The organism is Streptomyces sp. NPDC047706 (genome assembly GCF_043204795.1).
Classification (GTDB): domain Bacteria; phylum Actinomycetota; class Actinomycetes; order Streptomycetales; family Streptomycetaceae; genus Streptomyces.
In genome coordinates this window covers 316,929-334,624 of the sequence record NZ_JBIDCW010000002.1, presented here as the reverse complement: position 1 = coordinate 334,624, position 17,696 = coordinate 316,929, and the positions used below count along the sequence as shown (strand labels likewise).

Annotated in this window: 14 protein-coding genes, 1 tRNA gene and 1 pseudogene; 8 read left to right on the top strand and 8 right to left on the bottom strand. The window is 73.5% G+C overall.

All coding sequences use genetic code 11. From position 1 onward, the window contains the following. Positions 1-58: 58 nt before the first annotated feature. A complete protein-coding gene (locus tag ACGF8A_RS03465) occupies positions 59-523 on the bottom strand; it encodes a GatB/YqeY domain-containing protein (RefSeq protein WP_393103749.1) in 465 nt (154 codons plus the stop codon). A gap of 94 nt (positions 524-617) precedes the next feature. Between ACGF8A_RS03465 and ACGF8A_RS03460 the strand changes: the two genes are divergently transcribed. The 7 genes and pseudogenes from ACGF8A_RS03460 (at position 618) to ACGF8A_RS03430 (ending at position 9,531) form a co-directional block, all read left to right on the top strand. Beyond that, complete coding sequence (locus ACGF8A_RS03460; protein WP_393103747.1) at positions 618-1,547, top strand: metallophosphoesterase; 930 nt, start codon at positions 618-620, stop codon at positions 1,545-1,547. A 259-nt stretch (positions 1,548-1,806) separates the two neighbouring features. Further along, positions 1,807-2,601: a Pr6Pr family membrane protein gene (locus ACGF8A_RS03455; RefSeq protein ID WP_393103745.1), complete on the top strand. Its 795-nt coding sequence runs from the start codon at positions 1,807-1,809 to the stop codon at positions 2,599-2,601. A 32-nt stretch (positions 2,602-2,633) separates the two neighbouring features. Then, positions 2,634-2,707: transfer RNA gene (locus tag ACGF8A_RS03450), tRNA-Pro, on the top strand. Between the two features lie 220 nt (positions 2,708-2,927). Then, positions 2,928-3,339: pseudogene (locus ACGF8A_RS03445) on the top strand (2-phosphosulfolactate phosphatase); the annotation flags it as partial. 399 nt (positions 3,340-3,738) lie between these two features. Continuing rightward, a complete protein-coding gene (locus tag ACGF8A_RS03440; RefSeq protein ID WP_393103743.1) occupies positions 3,739-7,713 on the top strand; it encodes an NACHT and WD repeat domain-containing protein in 3,975 nt (1,324 codons plus the stop codon). 215 nt (positions 7,714-7,928) lie between these two features. Continuing rightward, positions 7,929-8,717 carry a GntR family transcriptional regulator gene (locus ACGF8A_RS03435; protein WP_393103741.1) on the top strand — a complete coding sequence of 263 codons (789 nt, stop codon included), beginning with the start codon at positions 7,929-7,931 and terminating at the stop codon, positions 8,715-8,717. Positions 8,718-8,724: 7 nt separating this feature from the next. After that, the gene (locus ACGF8A_RS03430; protein ID WP_393103739.1) at positions 8,725-9,531 is read left to right on the top strand and encodes a glycosyltransferase family 2 protein; all 807 of its coding nucleotides are present in this window, start codon (positions 8,725-8,727) and stop codon (positions 9,529-9,531) included. On the opposite strand, the gene ACGF8A_RS03425 is transcribed toward ACGF8A_RS03430, so the two are convergent. From ACGF8A_RS03425 to ACGF8A_RS03400, 6 genes are all read right to left on the bottom strand, one after another. Continuing rightward, a complete protein-coding gene (locus tag ACGF8A_RS03425; protein WP_393103737.1) occupies positions 9,497-9,871 on the bottom strand; it encodes a VOC family protein in 375 nt (124 codons plus the stop codon). The two genes, ACGF8A_RS03430 and ACGF8A_RS03425, sit on opposite strands and share 35 nt — an antisense overlap. Positions 9,872-9,914: 43 nt before the next feature. Continuing rightward, on the bottom strand, positions 9,915-10,847 hold the full coding sequence (locus tag ACGF8A_RS03420) for an FkbM family methyltransferase (RefSeq protein ID WP_393103735.1): 933 nt from the start codon (positions 10,845-10,847) through the stop codon (positions 9,915-9,917). A 19-nt stretch (positions 10,848-10,866) separates the two neighbouring features. Next, positions 10,867-11,055 carry a ferredoxin gene (locus ACGF8A_RS03415; RefSeq protein WP_393103733.1) on the bottom strand — a complete coding sequence of 63 codons (189 nt, stop codon included), beginning with the start codon at positions 11,053-11,055 and terminating at the stop codon, positions 10,867-10,869. After that, positions 11,052-11,630, bottom strand: a complete 579-nt coding sequence (locus ACGF8A_RS03410) for a hypothetical protein (protein ID WP_393103731.1) — start codon at positions 11,628-11,630, stop codon at positions 11,052-11,054. Before ACGF8A_RS03410 ends, ACGF8A_RS03415 begins: the two co-directional genes overlap by 4 nt. A gap of 108 nt (positions 11,631-11,738) precedes the next feature. Next, positions 11,739-12,614 (bottom strand): TIGR03943 family putative permease subunit, encoded by an 876-nt coding sequence (locus tag ACGF8A_RS03405; RefSeq protein ID WP_393103729.1) that lies wholly within the window; start codon positions 12,612-12,614, stop codon positions 11,739-11,741. Beyond that, positions 12,611-13,540, bottom strand: coding sequence for a permease (locus tag ACGF8A_RS03400; protein ID WP_393103840.1), 930 nt, complete (start codon positions 13,538-13,540; stop codon positions 12,611-12,613). Before ACGF8A_RS03400 ends, ACGF8A_RS03405 begins: the two co-directional genes overlap by 4 nt. Before the next feature lie 267 nt (positions 13,541-13,807). On the opposite strand from ACGF8A_RS03400, the gene ACGF8A_RS03395 reads away from it, so the two are divergent. After that, positions 13,808-15,730, top strand: coding sequence for an NAD-binding protein (locus ACGF8A_RS03395; RefSeq protein ID WP_393103838.1), 1,923 nt, complete (start codon positions 13,808-13,810; stop codon positions 15,728-15,730). A gap of 97 nt (positions 15,731-15,827) precedes the next feature. Here ACGF8A_RS03395 and ACGF8A_RS03390 read toward each other — a convergent pair whose 3' ends face one another. Then, positions 15,828-17,657, bottom strand: coding sequence for a prolyl oligopeptidase family serine peptidase (locus ACGF8A_RS03390; RefSeq protein ID WP_393103727.1), 1,830 nt, complete (start codon positions 17,655-17,657; stop codon positions 15,828-15,830). Positions 17,658-17,696 lie beyond the last annotated feature (39 nt).

Sequence of the window (17,696 nt, the reverse complement as noted above, 5' to 3'; positions counted from 1 at the left end):
TGCCGTAACGGCCGGGTGCGGCCTCAGCCCGCGAGGAGCCGCAAGGCCTTGAGGAGCCTCAGCCCGCCAGGAGCTTCTTCACCGCCGCGGCGACGCGGCCGCCCTCCGCCTGGCCGGCGACCTTCGGGTTCACGATCTTCATGACCGCACCCATGGCCCGCGGCCCCTCCGCACCGGCCGCCCTGGCCTCCTCGACGGCCTGGGCGACGATCGCGTCCAGCTCCTCGTCGGACATCTGCTGGGGCAGGTACGCCGCCAGCACCTCGCCCTCCGCCTTCTCCCGCTCGGCCGACTCGGCACGACCACCCTGCGTGAAGGCGTCCGCGGCCTCGCGCCGCTTCTTCGCCTCCTTGGTGATCACCTTCAGGACCTCGTCGTCGGAGAGCTCGCGCTTCTCCTTGCCCGCGACCTCCTCCTTCGTGATCGCGGCGAGCGTCAGCCGGAGCGTCGAGGAGCGGAGCTCGTCGCGCTCCTTGATCGCGGCGTTGAGGTCTTCCTGCAGCTTCGACTTGAGCGTGGTCATGACGTCGATTGTCGCAGGTGTGCACGGCCGGACGCCCGTAGATTTAAGGGGCGGCCGGACGCGGGGCTGCGAGGGGGTCTGACACGATGGGCGCATGCGCGCGCGATACGGAGTACCTCTCGGCATCACGGCGGTCGCGGCCGCCGGTCTCCTCTACTCGGCCGGGTTCGAGGCCCGTTCCTTCCGCCTGCGACGGGTGACCGTCCCCGTACTGCCTCCGGGCATGCACCCGATGCGTGTGCTGCACGTCTCCGACATCCACATGGTCGGCGGCCAGCGCAAGAAGCAGCGCTGGCTGCGCTCGCTGGCCGGCCTGCGCCCCGACTTCGTGATCAACACCGGCGACAACCTCTCCGACCCGGAAGGCGTGCCGGAGGTGCTGGACGCGCTGGGCCCCCTGATGGACTTCCCGGGCGCGTACGTCTTCGGCTCCAACGACTACTACGGCCCCAAGCTGCGCAACCCCGCCCGCTACCTGTTCGAGAAGGCCCAGGGCCGCCACGGCCTGAACGGCAACGCGCCCGCGGTCGACGTCGTCCACAATCCGTGGGAGGACCTGCGGGACGGTTTCGACGCGGCGGGCTGGCTGAACCTCACGAACACCCGGGGCGTGCTGAAGATCGACGGCGCCTCGGTGGAGATGACGGGCGTGGACGACCCGCACATCAAGCGGGACCGCTACGTGCGGGTGGCGGGCGGCCCGTCGGCCGACGCGGACTTCTCGATGGGCGTGGTGCACGCGCCGTACCTGCGCAGCCTCGACGCCTTCACGGCCGACGGCTACCCCCTGATCCTGGCCGGCCACACCCACGGCGGGCAGCTCTGCGTCCCCTTCTACGGCGCCCTCGTCACCAACTGCGACCTGGACACGGAGCGGGTGAAGGGCCTGTCGACGCACACATCCGAGGGCCGGACGTCCTACATGCACGTGTCGGCGGGCTGCGGCACGAACCGATACACCCCGCTACGGTTCGCCTGTCCGCCGGAGGCTACGTTGCTGACGCTGGTGGCACGGGAGCAGTGAGTACGTCGCTGCCGGGGGCGGCCGAGGGGTGGCGCCCTCGGCCGGACGGACGAGCAGAACACCAGCTCAGCGCACCCGCCGACGCACCCGCCGACCCAGCGACCGACCCAGCGACGGACCCAGCGACCGGGGCAGCGGTCGCCGCACCAGGTGACGCACCACGCGACCCACCCTGCTGACCCGAATCCGGATAGGCGCGCCGTCACCCGCACAGCCCGCCCGCAATGCCCCATTTGCCCGACATGCTTAGCGTGAGGGCATGACCGCCCCGATACCGAGGGACATCCCGGACCTCCCCGCGATCCCGGGCATGCCCGCACTGCTGCCCTCGCCGGTCCCCGCCACCGCGGTGGTACCCCCCGTACGCCGCCCCCTGACCGCCGCCTTCCGCCTCCTCACCGCACTGACGGCGGCGGCCGGCGTCACGATCTTCCTGGCACTCGGCAGCCCCCTGCGGGTACTGAGCTACTTCACGATCCAGAGCAGCATCCTGCTCGCCCTCGTCCTCACCGCATCGGCCCGCCGCGCCTGGACGGCCCGCCGCCCGCCGCGCTCCTCACTGACGGGCGCCGCGCTCCTGTACGTGGTCGTCGCGGCCCTGGTCCACCACCTGCTCCTGGCGAACGCGTCGAGCCCCTACCCGATGACCAGCACGATGACGGGTGACGCGGCCCCGGCGCTGCTCCAGACGATCGCCGATCACGCCCTCCATACGGCGGTCCCGATCGCGGCCGTCCTCGACTGGCTGCTCCTCACCCCCTCCGGCCGCCTGCACCTGCGCCAGGCCAGCGGCTGGCTCCTGTACCCCATGGCCTACCTGGCCTTCTCCCTCATCCGGGGCGAGTACCTGCTCCCCGGCACGCCGGGCCACTACCTCTACCCCTTCCTCGACGTCGACCAGCACGGCTACAAGAGCGTCCTGGGCAACGCCCTCCTCCTGGGCCTGTCCATCTACGCCCTGGCCGTCCTCCTGGTCGCCCTCGACCACGCCCGCCCGAACCCCGTCCGCCACCACGGGAAAACCGGATTTCGTCTCCAGCCACCAGTGGGCTAAAGTAAACGTCGTCGCCGCGACAGCAGCGGCATCGGGGTGTAGCGCAGCTTGGCAGCGCGCTTCGTTCGGGACGAAGAGGTCGTGGGTTCAAATCCCGCCACCCCGACAGCCAGAACAGCAGGTGAGGCGCCTACCGGATTCGGTAGGCGCCTCGCCTGTTTCTGTCTGCGGGTATGTCTGCGTGACTACCGCTCCAGGTCCCGCTTGGGGATCCCGCCCGTCCATGTCGAATGAGACTGCGTCCTGTATCCGCAGAGGTGATGCGCACCACTCTCTGGGTGCTTCGGGGCGGGCGAATGGACTCTCGTTTCCTTGGCATCGCTTAGCTGGTCGAAGCCCCGTCCGTGGCGGTCGTGGTCGACGTCATGCGTGCTCTCACCGTGGCTGCCTGGGCCTTTGCCCCAGGGGACGCAAGAGAACCGCGCCCGGGTTCGACGCCGTCAACTCGCCGGGTCTGCTGCGGTCTGTCGCTCTTGGCGGACGGACCGTTGTGTAGATGACCACGACGGGGACGGTCGGTGCTGTGCGCCAGCTCCGTGGTGGCGGAGGCGACGGCTCGGGCCTTGCGGACGCGCAGGGTGACAGCGTCACGTTCGTGGTCATTGGCGAAGACGGGCGGGCCTACGAAGTTCTGGCGTGTGCTCAGTACATCGCGCGGAAGTCAACGAGGCTGAGACGGATGCTGCTGAGTTCCTCCGCCGCGCTGCCGAGTCGCGCGCCGCTGCCGAGTTGGAGGAAGTCCTGGCCGGCTGACCCGAGGAGGCGCAGGCATGGCCGGTCATGATCTTCTTGAGCAGGCGTTGAGCAACGTCGTTCGGCGCCGGTCCCTCCCCACGTGGAGACCGGTGCCGAACGACGCGCGCGGTGGAACTCAGGCTCGGGTGGCGGGGCCATCGGCGCCGTCCGGTGACTTCGCGGAAGTTGTCCCAGAACATGCGGCGGCTTGAGGTGCCTCTTCGAGACTTGAGCTGGTGACCTGCCTGGGCGGCGTGCGGGTGGTGCCTTGCTGGGTCGTGATCCTGCCATTTTTGGGCCCCCGACGGGGAGGTTCCGGCACCCGGACGACGGCTAATCCGCAGGTCAGCCGGGTAGGGTGAGTTTTCCGGTCCGGATGGCCAGGTGCGGCGGAAGTAAGGGGTGGAGACCTTGGGCGCGGACTCAGGGGCACGCACAGCCTTCGCGGAACGTCTCGCGCTGCTGTACAAGGAGGCCGGCAACCCTCCCCTGAAGAGCGTGTCCGAGGCCGTCGTACGACTGAAGCGGGTGGACGAACGGGGGCGGCCCGTACGGGTCTCCGCACAGCGGATCAGCGACTGGCGCCGCGCGAAGAACGTACCGGCGCACTTCGCCGCGCTCGCCGCCGTGTTGCAGGTGCTGATTCCGCACGCGCGCCGCGAGCGCCCCGTGCCGGTCTCCGCCGGACTGTACGACATGGGGCAGTGGCAGCGGCTGTGGGGGCGCGCGGTCGCCGATCCGATCGCCGAGCGGGTGGCCGGCGGGGCGGCGGACGCGGAGGAGGACGGGACGCCGGCCGAGGGGACACCGGCCGTGCCGGGCGGGGTGTGCCCGTACCGGGGGCTGGCTTCCTACCGCCAGCAGGACGCGCGGTGGTTCTTCGGACGGGAGCGCAGCACCGACGCGCTGGCGGCCCAACTACGCGCCGCGGAACGGACGGGCGGTCTCGTCATGCTCGTCGGGGCCTCCGGGGCGGGGAAGTCCTCGCTGCTGAACGCCGGTCTGGTGCCCGCCCTCAGGGGCGGTCAGGGGCGGGAGGTGGTGCAGTTGGTGCCGGGGGCCGATCCGGTGGCCGTACTGACGCGCCGTATACCCGGGCTCGCGCGGGTCGCGGCCGAGGAGGAGCCCGGGACGCCGGAGTTCGCGGACGCCGTACGCGCGGCCGTCGCCGCGTGGGCGCCGGGCGGGGCCCGTCCGGTGGTCATCGTCGACCAGTTCGAGGAGACCTTCACCCTCTGCTGCGACGAGGCGGAACGGCGTACCTTCATCCAGATCCTGCACGCCGCGGCCTCGCCCGCGGGCCCCGGCGAACCGGCCCCCGTGCTCGTCGTCCTCGGCATCCGCGCCGACTTCTACGAGCAGTGCCTGGGCCATCCCGAACTGGCCGACGCCCTCCAGCACCGCCACATGGTGCTCGGACCGCTCACCGCCGCCGAGTTGCGCGAGGCGGTGACCGGCCCCGCCAAGGCCGTGGGGCTGGAGCTGGAACCGGGGCTGGCGGAGCTGATCGTCCGGGAGGTGAGCTCCGACGGGCCGCGCGGGGCGCACGACGCGGGCGCGCTGCCGCTGCTGTCGCACGCCCTGCTCGCCACCTGGCAGCGGCGCAAGGGGGGCCGGCTGACACTGGCCGGGTACCGCGCGGCGGGCGGCATCCAGGGGGCGGTGGCGGCGACCGCCGAACGGGCCTGGTCCAGGCTGGACCCGGCGGCGCGCACGGCGGCACGGCTGCTGCTGCTCCGGCTGGTCCGGCTCGGCGAGGACACCCAGGCGACCCGGCGGCGGGGTACGCGGCGGCAGCTGGCGGACGAGTCGGCGGATCCGGGCAGGACGGAGGAGTCGCTCGAAGAGCTGGTGCGCGCCCGGCTGGTGACGCTGGACGCGGAGACCGTGGAGATCACCCACGAGGCCCTGCTGCACGCCTGGCCCCGCCTGCGGGACTGGATCGACGAGGACCGGGGCGGCAACCTGCTGCGTCAGCGGCTGGAGGAGGACAGCCGGGCCTGGGAGGCGACCCACCGCGACACCTCCCTGCTGTACCGGGGATCGCGGCTGGAGCACGCCCGCACCTGGGCGCGGTCCGCCGGTGACACCTTCCTGACCCGCAGCGCGGTCGACTTCCTCGCCGCCTCGGCCCGGCTGCGGCGGCGCACGGTGTGGATGAGGCGGGGCGCGGTGGCGGCGCTGATGGCGCTGGCGGTACTGGCGGTCGGGTCGGCGGTGGTGGCCTGGCAGCAGCGGGACGACGCGGTGTTCGCGCAGGTGCTCGCCGAGGCCGACCGCGTCCAGTACACCGACCCGTCGCTGTCCGCACAGCTCGACCTGGTCGCCCATCGCCTGCGCCCGGACGACGAGGGCACGAACAACCGGCTGGTGTCGATCGTCAACGCGCCGCTGGCCACCCCGCTGCTCGGCCACACCGGTGCCGTCTACCTGACGACGTTCAGCCCCGACGGCAAGCTGCTGGCCACCGCCAGCTACGACCGCACGGTCCGCCTGTGGGACGTTGCCGACCCGCAGCGTCCCAAGCCCCTGGGCAAGCCCCTCGGCGCCCACACGAGCTGGGTGAGCACCGCCGTCTTCAGCCCGGACGGCCGCACCCTCGCCAGCGCCTCGGACGACGGCACGGTCCGGCTGTGGGACGTCCGCGACCCCCGTCGCCCGCGTCCGCTCGGCGCGCCGCTCACCGGCGACGACGGCACGGTCTACCTGCTCGCCTTCAGCCCTGACGGCCGTACGCTGGCCGCCGCGACCGAGGACCGCGTCGTACGGCTGTGGAACGTCGCCGACCCGGCCCGGCCCGGCGCGCTCGGCGCGCTCACCGGCCACACCGCCGCCGTGCGTTCGGTCGCCTTCAGCCCGGACGGACGGACCCTGGCGTCGGGTGGCGACGACACCACGGTGCGGCTGTGGGACATGGCCGATCCCCGTCGCCCCGAGCGGATCGGCGAGGCGCTCACCGGCCACCGGGCGCTCATCCACTCCGTCGCGTTCAGCCCCGACGGCCGCACCCTCGCCAGCGGCAGCGCCGACGACACGGTCCAGCTCTGGGACGTGGGCGACGTGGGGCAGGCCGACCCGATCGGCCGGCCGCTCACCGGTCACAGGGGCCCCGTGTGGTCGGTGGCGTTCAGTCCGGACGGTTCGATGCTCGCCGTCGCCAGCGCGGACAGCACGGCGAGCCTGTGGGACGTGAGCAATCCGGCGTTCCCGTCCCAGGTCGGCGAGCCGCTCGCGGGCAGCAGCGGCGAGATGTACGCCCTGGGCTTCAGCCCCGACGGCCGTACCCTCGCCACCGGAACCGGCGACAACAGGGTTCGTCTGTGGTCGCTGCCGACGTCGGACATGCTCGGGCGGATCGGGGCGTTCCGCCCGGACGGACGGGTGCTGGCCACGGCCGCGCGCGACCAGCGGATCCGGCTGTGGGACGTCCGGGCGCCCCGGCGGCCGGCGCTGCTGGGCAAGCCGTTCCTGCCCGCCGAGGGCGACGTCCGCGCGGTGGTGTTCTCGCCCGGCGGGCGCACGCTCGCGGTGCTGACCGGCAGCCGCGCGGTGCAACTGTGGAACGTCACCGACCTGTCCAGGCCGGTCCCTCACGGGCCGCCCCTACGGTTGCACACCCGGTACGCCGGCCCCGACGCGCTCGCGTACGGTCCCGACGGCCGCACCCTCGCCACCGCCTACGACGACCGCACCATCCAGCTCTGGGACATCGCCGACCCCTCGAAGCCGCGCCGCCTGGGCGGGCCGCTCACCGGGCACACCGGTTACGTCAACGCGCTCGTCTTCAGCCCCGACGGCCGCACCCTCGCCAGCGGCAGCGCCGACACCACCGTCCGCCTCTGGAACGTCTCGGACCCCGGCCGCGCCGCCCGGCTCGGCACCCCCCTGCGGGGCCACCTCGGCCCGGTCAACGCGCTCGCCTACAGTCCCGACGGCCGGACCCTGGCCAGCGGCAGCGACGACAACACGGTGGGACTCTGGGGCGTCGGCGACCCGCTGGAGGCCGAGCGGCTGGGCCCCGCCCTCGGCGGGCACACCGAGGCGGTGGTGTCCCTGACGTTCCGCCGGGACGGGCGCACGCTGGCCAGCGGCGGCAACGACGACACGGTCCGCCTCTGGGACGTCGGCCGCCCGTCCTCCGCGATGCCCATCGGGCAGTCGCTGAGCCCCAACGCCAAGACCGGCAACTTCCTCTCCTTCAGCCCCAACAGCCGGCTGCTCGGGGTGTCGAGCGGCGCCGGGACCGTACGGCTGTGGGATCTGAACGTCGAGGACGCGGTGCGGCAGATCTGTGCGAGCACGCGGGGTGTGCTGACGCCCGAGAAGTGGCACGAATACCTGCCGCGGCTGTCCTACGAACCCCCCTGCCCGGAGTGATCCGCGTCACAGCGACTCGACGCACCTCATCAGTCGGGTCCCGCGGCGCCATCCGCCTTGTTAGTCTTGGCCACAGCCCGATCGCTGGTGCATCCCCCGTCGCCAGCGATCGGGCGTTTTCGTTCACCGGAGCCCGCGCGTGCTCCCCCCGACTCCCCGGCCCTACGGCCGTTCCCGGTCAGCAAGACCTCTTGAGGAGCCGTACGCTGCGTCATATGCCGAAGGCGTACGAAGTGATCGCGGACGACATCCGCCGGTCCATCCGCGAGGGCGAACGCAAACCCGGCGCCCGGCTGCCGGCCGAGACGGAACTGGCCGAGCGGTACCGGCGCAGCGTGCCGACGGTCCAGAGCGCGCTGCGGCTGCTGAGCGAGGAAGGCCTGATCGACAAGCGGCACGGCCTCGGCAATTTCGTCCGCCGCCCCCGCACCCTCGCGGTCCGCGACAACAGGCGGCACCAGTGGGAGAAGGACCGCGCCCGTCAGCCGTTGCACCGGCGGGCGGCGACCGGCGCGACGGAACGCGAGACCGGGCTGGACGCGCGCGATCTGGTCTTCCACGCGAGCTACCGCGAGATCAAGGCGCCCAGGACGCTGGCGGAGGCGTTCGGCGTCCCCGCACGCACGCTCCTGCTGGAGCGCAGGTACCGCACCAGATGCGCGGCGGAGACCGCTCCCTTCAGCCTCGTCACGTCCTACCTGGTCCGCGACATGATCGCCGCCAACCCCGCCCTCCTGGACGAGGCCAACGAGCCCTGGCCCGGCGGCACCCAGCACCAACTGCACACCGTCGGCATCGAGGTGGACCGCGTCGAGGAGCGCTTCACGGCCCGTCCGCCGACGCCGGAGGAGGCGGCCGAGCTGGAACTGCCGCCGGGGACGTCGGTGATCCTGCTGCACAAGACGTCGTACGACGTCGAGGGCAGGGTGGTGGACATCTCCGACGTCACACTGCCGGGCGACCGCACCGAACTGCTCTTCACCACGTCACTGGAGAGGTGGTGAGCGCTTCGTGACCCGGCACCTCGTCGTCGTCACCGCCGTGCACCCCCCGTCGGCACACTTCCTGCCCGACGCCTACACGTCGCTGTGCCGGCAGCGCCTGCCGGAGGGCTGGGAGTGGCGTTGGGTGATCCAGGAGGACGGCGCGTCGCAGGACGTGAGGCCGTACGTGCCCGAGGACGACCGGGTGACGTTCCGTCAGGGGCGGCGCGGTGGTCCGGGCGTGGCGCGCACCATCGCCCTGGCGCGGGCGGAGGGCGAGTACGTCAAGGTCCTGGACGCCGACGACCAGCTGGCGCCCGGCGTGCTGGCCCGCGATCTGGCGGTGCTTGAGGCCGACCGGGGGATCGGGTGGGTGACGTCGCGGGTGCTGGACCTGTTCCCGGACGGCTCGACGGCCGGCTTCCCGGGCGATCCCGAGGACGGGCCGGTCGAGCGGGGCGCGGTGCTCGGCTTCTGGAAGGCGAACGACTACCGGGCCCAGGTCCACCCGGCGTCTCTGTGCGTGCGGCGGGACCTGCTGGTGGCTCTCGGCGGCTGGATGGCGCTGCCCGCGTCCGAGGACACGGGGCTGCTGCTGGCGCTGAACGCGGTGAGCCGGGGGTGGTTCTCGGCGGAGGTGGGGCTCCTCTACCGGAAGTGGGAGGGGCAGGTGACGGGCCAGGCCCCGCACGTCGACCCGGCCGAGCGCAAGGCCCGGATGGCGGTGGCGGAGGCACGGGCGCGGGCGCTGGCGCAGTTCGGCTGGCGGTACCCGGACGACGGGGCCGCGCGGTCACCTCTCACGCGGGACGGCCGATCCCCTGGGCGAAGGTGACGACGTTTCCGGCCGGGTCGTTGACCGCGGCGATCCGGAAACCGCCGCCCGGGGTGTCCTGGACGGTCCCCAGGTCCAGGCCCCGCTCCGCGGCGAGCCGGACCTCGCCCGCGACGTCGTCGACGCCCAGCGTCAGCATGGCGGCGCCCGCGCGGTCGGGTTCCAGGAGCAGCTGGATCGCGCCGCCCTCGATGACCTCCCATTCCGCCAGGCCGCTCATCGGCTCACGGTCGGCCGGGCGGCCCCAGAGGCGCTCGTACCAGGCGCGGGCGGCTTCGAAGTCGGCGACGGGAATGACGGCGTAGACGGTCCTGATGGCCACGATGGGTACCCCTTTCATCCGTTTCGCACCTTACTGAGTGCCCGTCGGATGTCCGTGGATGTCAGGGCAGCGCCTCGGCGTCCGTGCGCGAAAAGACCAGGTCGCTCTCCTCGGTGACCGGCGCCCGCCACCGCTGGGGCACCCGGCGGGGACCGGCGAGCGCGGCCGGATAGCTCGCGGGGTCGTAGTCGTTGTCGAGGCGGTAGACGTGGAAGCCGGCCCCGGCCATGGTCTCCAGCAACTCCTCGACACGGTCGCCCAGTGTGGCCATCCGCCCGGGCGTCACCTCCACCGTGATCTCGGCGTCGGGCCGCAGTCTGCCCAGCGCCGGCGCGAGGCCGCGCACGACGCCGCCCTCCGCCCCCTCGACGTCTATCTTGATCACCCGGGCGTGTTCGAGCTCGCCCGGTTCGAGCAGGTCGGGCAGCGGAGCGGCGTCGACCTCGAACACCGCCTCGGCGGGTCCGTCGTACGGGACGATGCTGTTCGCGCCGGTGTTGTGCGAGCTGGCGAGGGTGAAGGTCAGCCTCCCGGGCCGGTCGGACGCGGCGGCGTGGACGGCCCGGACGGCAGGGCAGCCGTTGAGCCGGGCGTGCAGGCCGAGACGGCGGTGGCAGGCGGGGGACGCCTCGATCGCCACGACCCGGCCCGCCGCTCCGACCAGTTGCGCGGCCAGGACGCTGAACACCCCGATGTTGGCGCCGACGTCGATGAAGCCGTCGCCGGGGCGCAGGCGGCTGCGCAGCCAGCCGGTCATATGGGGTTCCCAGGCGCCGAAGAGGTACAGGTAGCGCTGGATCAGGTCCTGGCTGTCGACCGCGAAACGGGCGCCCGAGCGGGTCTCGACGAGGCGCCTTCGCGGGTGGCCCCGCAGATACGGGTTCAGGACGCGCGCGGCGAGGGCGGCCTTGCCGAGGGTGCCGGGGGCGTGCCGTACGTAGCGGCTGCCCAGGGTGATCAGGGCTTCCGTGGCTGCCGTGCGGGCGCGGCTCATCCGGTCTGCGCGCCCCGCGCTACCCGGTGACGGTGATGGCCTGGGACGGGCACCCCTCGACCGCCTCCCGGACCTCGGGGTCGCCTCCGCTGTCCTCGCGCCCCGGCACGACCGCGCCGTACCCGTCCACCACCGTGAAGACGGACGGAACCCGGTACGCACAGTCGCCGGAGCCGTAGCAGCGCTCGGGGTCGACGGAGAGCTTCATTCCCACTCCAGACGCCTTCGGCCCCTGGGGGCGCCAGGCGGATCGGAACCGACACCTACGCCCCTTTCCCTGCCCGCCGGGCCCACCACCGAACCGGCGGGCCTCCAGTCGGCGGCGAGGTCCAGCCAGTGGGCGACCCTGCGGACCGTCGTCTCGTCGAGCCGGTCCACGACCGCCCGCACGGCCGCCTCGTCGTCCGGGGCGAGGTCGTACAGCCCGGCACGGTTCAGCGCGGCGACGAGCACCTGGTGCCGGCGGTCGGTCATGCGTTCCGTGAGTTTCGGGGGCGGGGCGGGGCTCGCGGCGGCGGGCCCCGGGGTGACGGCGGGGGCGGCGGCCGTAAGCGCGGGCGCGTCGATCCGCTGCCAGGCGCCGTCCTTGGGGCCCCACAGGGCCACGACCGGATCCTGGCCGCGGGCCCGCAGGGTCTGGGTCATCTCGCCGACGGCGTACTGCACGGGCATCCGGTACGGCGACTCCGCGCCGACCCGCCAGGACGCGCCGGACGGTTCGCAGAACAGCGCGACCCAGCGTGGAGCGCCCGCCGGCTGCGGGCTCTGAGGACGTGACGGCACGGGACATCACCCCTTCGGGAACGACAGTTCCGGACCATAACTGACGGAGCGTCAGATGGCCAGGGCGAGAGACCTGCAACCGCGGCGTCCGGGGGTCGTCCGCTGCGCTCAGCTGTTCCAGCTCTCGTCGTACGGATCAGCGGGCGCCCGTACCGGCACGGCAGCCGTCACCTCGATGAAGGGGATCGGGCCGCCGCCCACCGGGTCACGGGTGCGCTTCGGGGTGTAGGTGCCGGTGATCTCCAGCCAGGTGTCCGGCTGGAGCACCGGCGGGACCCTGCCCGCCAGACCGACCTTGACCGGCTGGGCGTCGGCGGCACAGCAGCTGAGCGTCATGCGGACGAGGTAGGGGGTGCCCGCCCGGTCCAGCGCCACGAACCCCGTGATCCTGACCCGGCGATCGCGCAGGGTGCGGCCGTCGTCGTACGCCGCCCGGCTCGCGTAGTCGACGACGCCCAGGCGGACGGGGTCACCGGCGGGCAGCGGGGCGTGGGCGGGGGGCCGTTGCAGGGCCGTACCGGCGCGCATCGCGCTGTAGGAGCCGAGGGCCGGCGGGGCGACGAGGACCAGCGCGAGGACCGGCAGGAGCAGCAGCCAGGAGACGCGCGGTTCATGGTGGCCGGACGCCCGCCGGGCCTCACCGTGCGGCTGCCCGCGGTGCGGTTCCGCGTCGTGCGGTTCCTCGTCGTGCGGTTCCGCGTCGTGCGGTTCCTCGTCGTGCGGCTCCTCACCGTGCGGCTCCTCGTCGTGCGGTTCCTCACCGTGCGGCTCCTCACCGTGCGGCTGCTCGCCCCTTACGGACGCCCGGTGCCTGCGCTCGTAGCGGAGCGTCGCGAGCGCCGTCGCGACCAGCACCGCACCGGCCACCAGCAGCAGCGGCCGCAGCCCGGCCTTGACGTACCGCAGCGACAGATCCGTGGCCCCCGCGTGCAGCAGCGACACACCGAGCAGGCACAGCACGGCCGCCTGCGTCTGCCGGTTCACAGCAGCACCGCCCCGGTCAGCGCGGACACACCGACGGCGACGGCGAAGGTCACCGGCGCGAAACGCAGCGCGAAGCCGCGGCCGAACGTGCCTGCCTGCATCGCGAACAGCTTCAGATCGACCATCGGCCCCACCACCAGGAACGCCAGCCGGGCCGTCGGCGAGAACTGCGTCAGCGACGCCGCCACGAACGCGTCGGCCTCCGAGCAGATCGACAGCAGCACGGCGAGCACGGCCAGCGCCAGGACCGACAGCACCGGGTTGCCGGCCGCCGCCTGGAGCCACCGCTCGGGCACGACCGCCTTCAGCGTCGCGGCCGCCATCGCGCCGATCACCAGGAACCCGCCGGCGTGCAGCACGTCGTGCCGCACGGACCCCCAGAAGGCCGCTCCCCTGCCCTGCCCCTCGTACGACGGGCGGGCCGGGGGGCGCGGCCACGCGGCGCGGCCGAGCCGCTGCCACAGCCACCCCATCAGGCACGCCACGCCCAGGCTCGCGGCGAACCGGGCCAGCACCATCCCGGGCTGTCCGGGGAAGGCGACCGCCGTCGCCGTCAGCACGATCGGATTGATCGCGGGCGCGGCGAGCAGGAACGCCAGTGCGGCCGCCGGGGCGACTCCCCGGCGCATGAGGGCACCCGCCACCGGCACCGACGCGCACTCGCAGCCCGGGACCACCGCGCCGGCCAGCCCCGCGACCGGTACCGCCGCGCCGGGCCGGGCCGGCAGGGCGCGGGCGAAGAGGGACGCCGGTACGAACACGGCGACCGCCGCCGACAGCAGCACCCCGAGCACCAGGAACGGCAGCGCCTGCACGACCACCGCGACGAACACCGTCGTCCAGCTCTGCATCACCGGCGCGGACAGCGCGCGGCGGATCGGGGCCTGGGCGAGCAGCAGCACAAGCAGGGTGACGGTGAGGACCAGAGGGGAGCTGAGGTGCCAGCCGTCGTCCCTGCCGGAGCTCGTGGGCGTGGCCGAGGGCGAGGGCGTGGCCGGGGCCGGGGGCGGTGACTTGGGGACGGTGACGGCCACGGGTCGGGTCCTCCGTTGCGCGGGGTGGCTTGCCTTCCATACGGCCGACGGGGAACGGACGTTCAAACAGTTGCTGGAACCATCCGCCTCGTTGGGGCAGTCTCTTCCCTCGTGGCGAGCGTTCCGAATCAGGGCCGGCCGGGCGACGCGCCCGCGCACATGGTGGTGTGCGGCGACGACGGGCTCGCGCAGCGGCTCGCGGCCGAACTCCGGGGTGTGTACGAGGAGCAGGTGACCCTCGTCGCACCGCCCTCCGAGCGCCCGGTCCCGCAGCCGGTCGCCGGGCGTGCCCGGGCCGCTTCGGCCGCGCTGCTGGACCGGATGGTGAACGCGGCCAGCCGGGCCGGGGGCAACGGCGCCCCGGTGAACGGCCGGAGCCCCGGCAACGTGCGGCTCGTGGAGGCCGCCGAGCCATCCGAGGCCGTGCTCGCCGAAGCCGGCGTGGAGCGGGCGACCGCGCTGGCGCTGGTGTACGACGACGACGAGACCAACATCCGCGCCGCCCTCACCGCCCGCCGCCTCAACCCCCGGCTGCGGATCGTGCTGCGCCTGTACAACCGCCGGCTGGGCCAGCACATCGAGGAACTCCTCGACCAGGCCGCCGCGTTGGCGACCGGCACCCCGCACGGGACGGGCACCGGCTTCGACGCGTCCACGACCGTGCTGTCCGACGCCGACACCGCCGCGCCCGCGCTGGCCGCGACCGCCCTGGTCGGCACCAGCAAGGTCGTGCAGACCGACGGGCTGCTGCTGCGCGCGGTGGAGCGGACGCCCCCGGCGCCGGGACAGGTCGCCGACCCGGGGCTGTGCACGCTGGCGCTGCTGTCGGCGACGAGCAGCGATCCCGCGGGTGCCGACGGGTCGGAGAGCAGCGGGGAGCGCGGGCCCCGGCTGCTGCCGGACGAGCAGGAGGTGGCGGCTGCCACCGGGCGCGGCACGGTCGTGCTGGAGCAGGTGTCCTACGCCGGCGCACCCCGGTCCGCCGGACGGTCGGCCGGTGTCGTACCGCCGATCTCCTCGCTGTTCTCCCGGCGGCTGCGCTGGTCGCTGGCCGGACTGGTGGGTGCCGTGGTGGCGCTGGCGATCGCGCTGACCGTGGTCACCGGCGACCATCCGCTGCACGCCACGTATCTCACGCTGCTCGACATCCTCGGCATCGACGACCCCGCCACCAACGCCTCCGTCGGGCGGCAGATCCTGCAACTCCTGTCCGCCGTGGTCGGGTTGCTGCTGCTGCCGGTGCTGCTGGCCGCCGTGCTGGAGGCCCTCGGCACCTTCCGGAGCGCGTCCGCGCTGCGCAGGCCGCCACGGGGGCTCGGCGGGCATGTCGTCCTGCTCGGCCTCGGCAAGATCGGCACGCGGGTGCTGACCCGGCTGCGGGAACTGCACATCCCCGTGGTCTGCGTCGAGGGAGACCCCGAGGCCCGGGGCATGGCGACAGCCCGTCGGCTGCGGGTGCCGGTGGTGCTCGGGGACGTCACGCAGGAGGGCGTCCTGGAGGCGGCGAAGATCCATCGCGCCCACACGCTGCTCGCGCTGACCAGCGTCGACACCACCAACCTGGAGGCCGTCCTCTACGCCCGCTCCGTCCGGCCCGACCTTCGGGTCGTGCTCCGGCTCTACGACGACGACTTCGCCGCCGCCGTCTACCGCACGCTGCGCGCCGCCCACCCACGGGCGCTCACCCGCAGCCGCAGCGTCACGCACCTCGCGGCGCCCGCCTTCGCCGGGGCGATGATGGGGCGCCAGGTGCTGGGGGCGATCCCCGTCGAGCGGCGGGTGCTGCTGTTCGCAGCCGTGGAGGTGCGGGGCATCCGGCAGCTGGAGGGCAGGACGGTCGCCGACGCCTTCCGGGCCGGTTCCTGGCGGGTGCTGGCCCTGGACACGGCGGACCCGGGGGAACGCCGCCCGGACCTGGCGACGAGCCCGGCGCCCACGGACCGCTCGGCGGCCTCGGACCTCGTCTGGGACCTGCCGCCCACCTATGTGCTGCGCGCCGAGGACCGCGTGGTCCTGGCGGCGACCCGCCGCGGGCTCGCCGAACTCCTCGGCCGCAGAAGCCGGGAACGAACGGGGGCGTAGGGGTCCGCTCGGCGATCGCCCGACTCGCCTCTCCAGGCCCGGCACGAGGGGGATCGTGGTCGCCGGGCCCGGGAGGGGAGGTCTCAGCCGGGGAACGTCACTTCCCGGCGGACGCCTTCAGGTGGCGCTCCGCGAAGTCCAGTTCGAGGCGCACCTGCTTGATCCGCTCGTCCACGACCAGGGAGCCGTGCCCCGCCTCGTACCGGTAGACCTCGTGGACCGCGCCGCGTGCCTGGAGGCGCTTGACGTAGTTCTCGATCTGGCGGATGGGGCAGCGCGGGTCGTTGACTCCGGCGGAGATGTAGACCGGCGCCTCGACCTGGTCGACGTACGTCAGCGGCGAGGACGCCTCGAAGCGCTCCGGGACCTCCTCCGGGGTGCCGCCGAGCAGGGTGCGGTCCATGGCCTTCAGCGCCTCCATCTCGTCGTGGTACGCGGTGACGTAGTCGGCCACCGGGACCGCGGCGATGCCCATCGTCCACGCGTCGGGCTGGACACCGAGACCGAGCAGCGTGAGGTACCCGCCCCAGGAGCCGCCGGTCAGGATCAGCCGGTCCGGATCCGCCAGGCCCGAGCTGATCGCCCACTGGCGGACCGCCGCGATGTCCTCCAGCTCGATCAGGCCGACCCGGTGCTTCAGGGCGTCCGTCCAGGCCCGCCCGTAGCCCGTCGAGCCCCGGTAGTTGACCCGGACGACCGCGTACCCGTGGTCGACCCAGGCCGCCGGGCCCGCGGCGAAGGAGTCGCTGTCGTGCCAGGTCGGACCGCCGTGGATGTCGAAGACCGTCGGCAGCGGCCCGGCGGCCCCCGCCGGCTTCTGCACCAGCGCGTGGATCCGGCCACCGGGGCCCTCCACCCACACGTCCTCCACCGGCACCGAGCCCGGGGACTTCATGCCCGGCGGGTCGAGCACCACGCCTCCGGCCGTGGAGCGCACGGACGACGGCTCGGCAGCGGACGACCACAGGTACTCCACGCTGCCGTCCGGCCGGGCCGTGGCGCCCGACACCGTGCCGGTCGGGGTGGGGACCTTCACCAGCTCGCGGGTGGCCAGGTCGTAGCGGAACAGCTCGCCGCGCGCCTCGTGGCTGTGCCCGATCAGCAGCCCCGAGCCGTCCGGATACCACTCGGCGCTCACGTCGCCCGGCAGGTCCAGCGCCAGGTCGGTCTCCTCGCCCGTGCCGACGTCCCACACCAGCGGCTCCCAGCGACCGCGCCGCTGGTGCCCGATGAGCAGCCGCGTGTCCCCGGCGACCGGCGCGAAGCCCAGCACCTCCAGACCCAGCTCGACCGTGCCGCCCTTGGTGTCGTCGAGTTCGGCGACCGGCGTGCCGTCGGGGCGCAGCACGCGCAGCGCGGAGTGCATGGCGTCGCCGTGCTCGGTGTGCTCGACGGCGATCAGCGAACCGTCGTGGGAGAGGTCGCCGACGCCCGCCGACTCGCGGTGCCGGTAGATCTCCACCGGCGCCTCGCCCACGCGCGCGAGATGGATCGTCGTGCCGTCCTCGTCGGTGGAGCGTCCCACCACCGCCGTGCGCCCGTCCCGCCCGAGGGCGAGGCCCGCCGGGTAGGACGGATCGAGACCGGGCACGGCCAGCTCGTCCTCCCCGCCGACGAAGGGCTGCCGTCGCCATACCCCGAACTCGTCGCCGTCCTTGTCGTCGAACCACCAGATCCACGCGCCGTCCGGGGAGAGCAGGCCGTCCGTCGTGCCGTTCGGCCGGTTCGTCACCTGGCGCTGCTCACCCGTCGCCCGGTCCCAGGCGTACAGCTCGTACGTCCCCGTCGCGTTCGACACGAACAGGGAGCGGTCGGGGGCGTCCTCCGCCCAGTCGGGCAGTGACACCCGCGGCGCCCGGAAGCGCTTCTCCCAGTCCGGCATTGCCTCGCGCCGCTCGGGCGAGGGGGACCCGTTGCTCTCAGTCATGACCCCATACTGCCCGCCCCGGCCGGCATCCCGCTCCCG

What these genes read in the sequence shown, in the direction of transcription:
- ACGF8A_RS03395 (WP_393103838.1), top strand. Translation starts at nt 13,808, where the DNA reads ATGGTGGTGTGCGGCGACGACGGGCTCGCGCAGCGGCTCGCGGCCGAA.
- ACGF8A_RS03425 (WP_393103737.1), bottom strand. Translation starts at nt 9,871, where the DNA reads ATGAAAGGGGTACCCATCGTGGCCATCAGGACCGTCTACGCCGTCATT.
- ACGF8A_RS03455 (WP_393103745.1), top strand. Translation starts at nt 1,807, where the DNA reads ATGACCGCCCCGATACCGAGGGACATCCCGGACCTCCCCGCGATCCCG.
- ACGF8A_RS03460 (WP_393103747.1), top strand. Translation starts at nt 618, where the DNA reads ATGCGCGCGCGATACGGAGTACCTCTCGGCATCACGGCGGTCGCGGCC.
- ACGF8A_RS03435 (WP_393103741.1), top strand. Translation starts at nt 7,929, where the DNA reads ATGCCGAAGGCGTACGAAGTGATCGCGGACGACATCCGCCGGTCCATC.
- ACGF8A_RS03390 (WP_393103727.1), bottom strand. Translation starts at nt 17,657, where the DNA reads ATGACTGAGAGCAACGGGTCCCCCTCGCCCGAGCGGCGCGAGGCAATG.
- ACGF8A_RS03415 (WP_393103733.1), bottom strand. Translation starts at nt 11,055, where the DNA reads ATGAAGCTCTCCGTCGACCCCGAGCGCTGCTACGGCTCCGGCGACTGT.
- ACGF8A_RS03420 (WP_393103735.1), bottom strand. Translation starts at nt 10,847, where the DNA reads ATGAGCCGCGCCCGCACGGCAGCCACGGAAGCCCTGATCACCCTGGGC.
- ACGF8A_RS03465 (WP_393103749.1), bottom strand. Translation starts at nt 523, where the DNA reads ATGACCACGCTCAAGTCGAAGCTGCAGGAAGACCTCAACGCCGCGATC.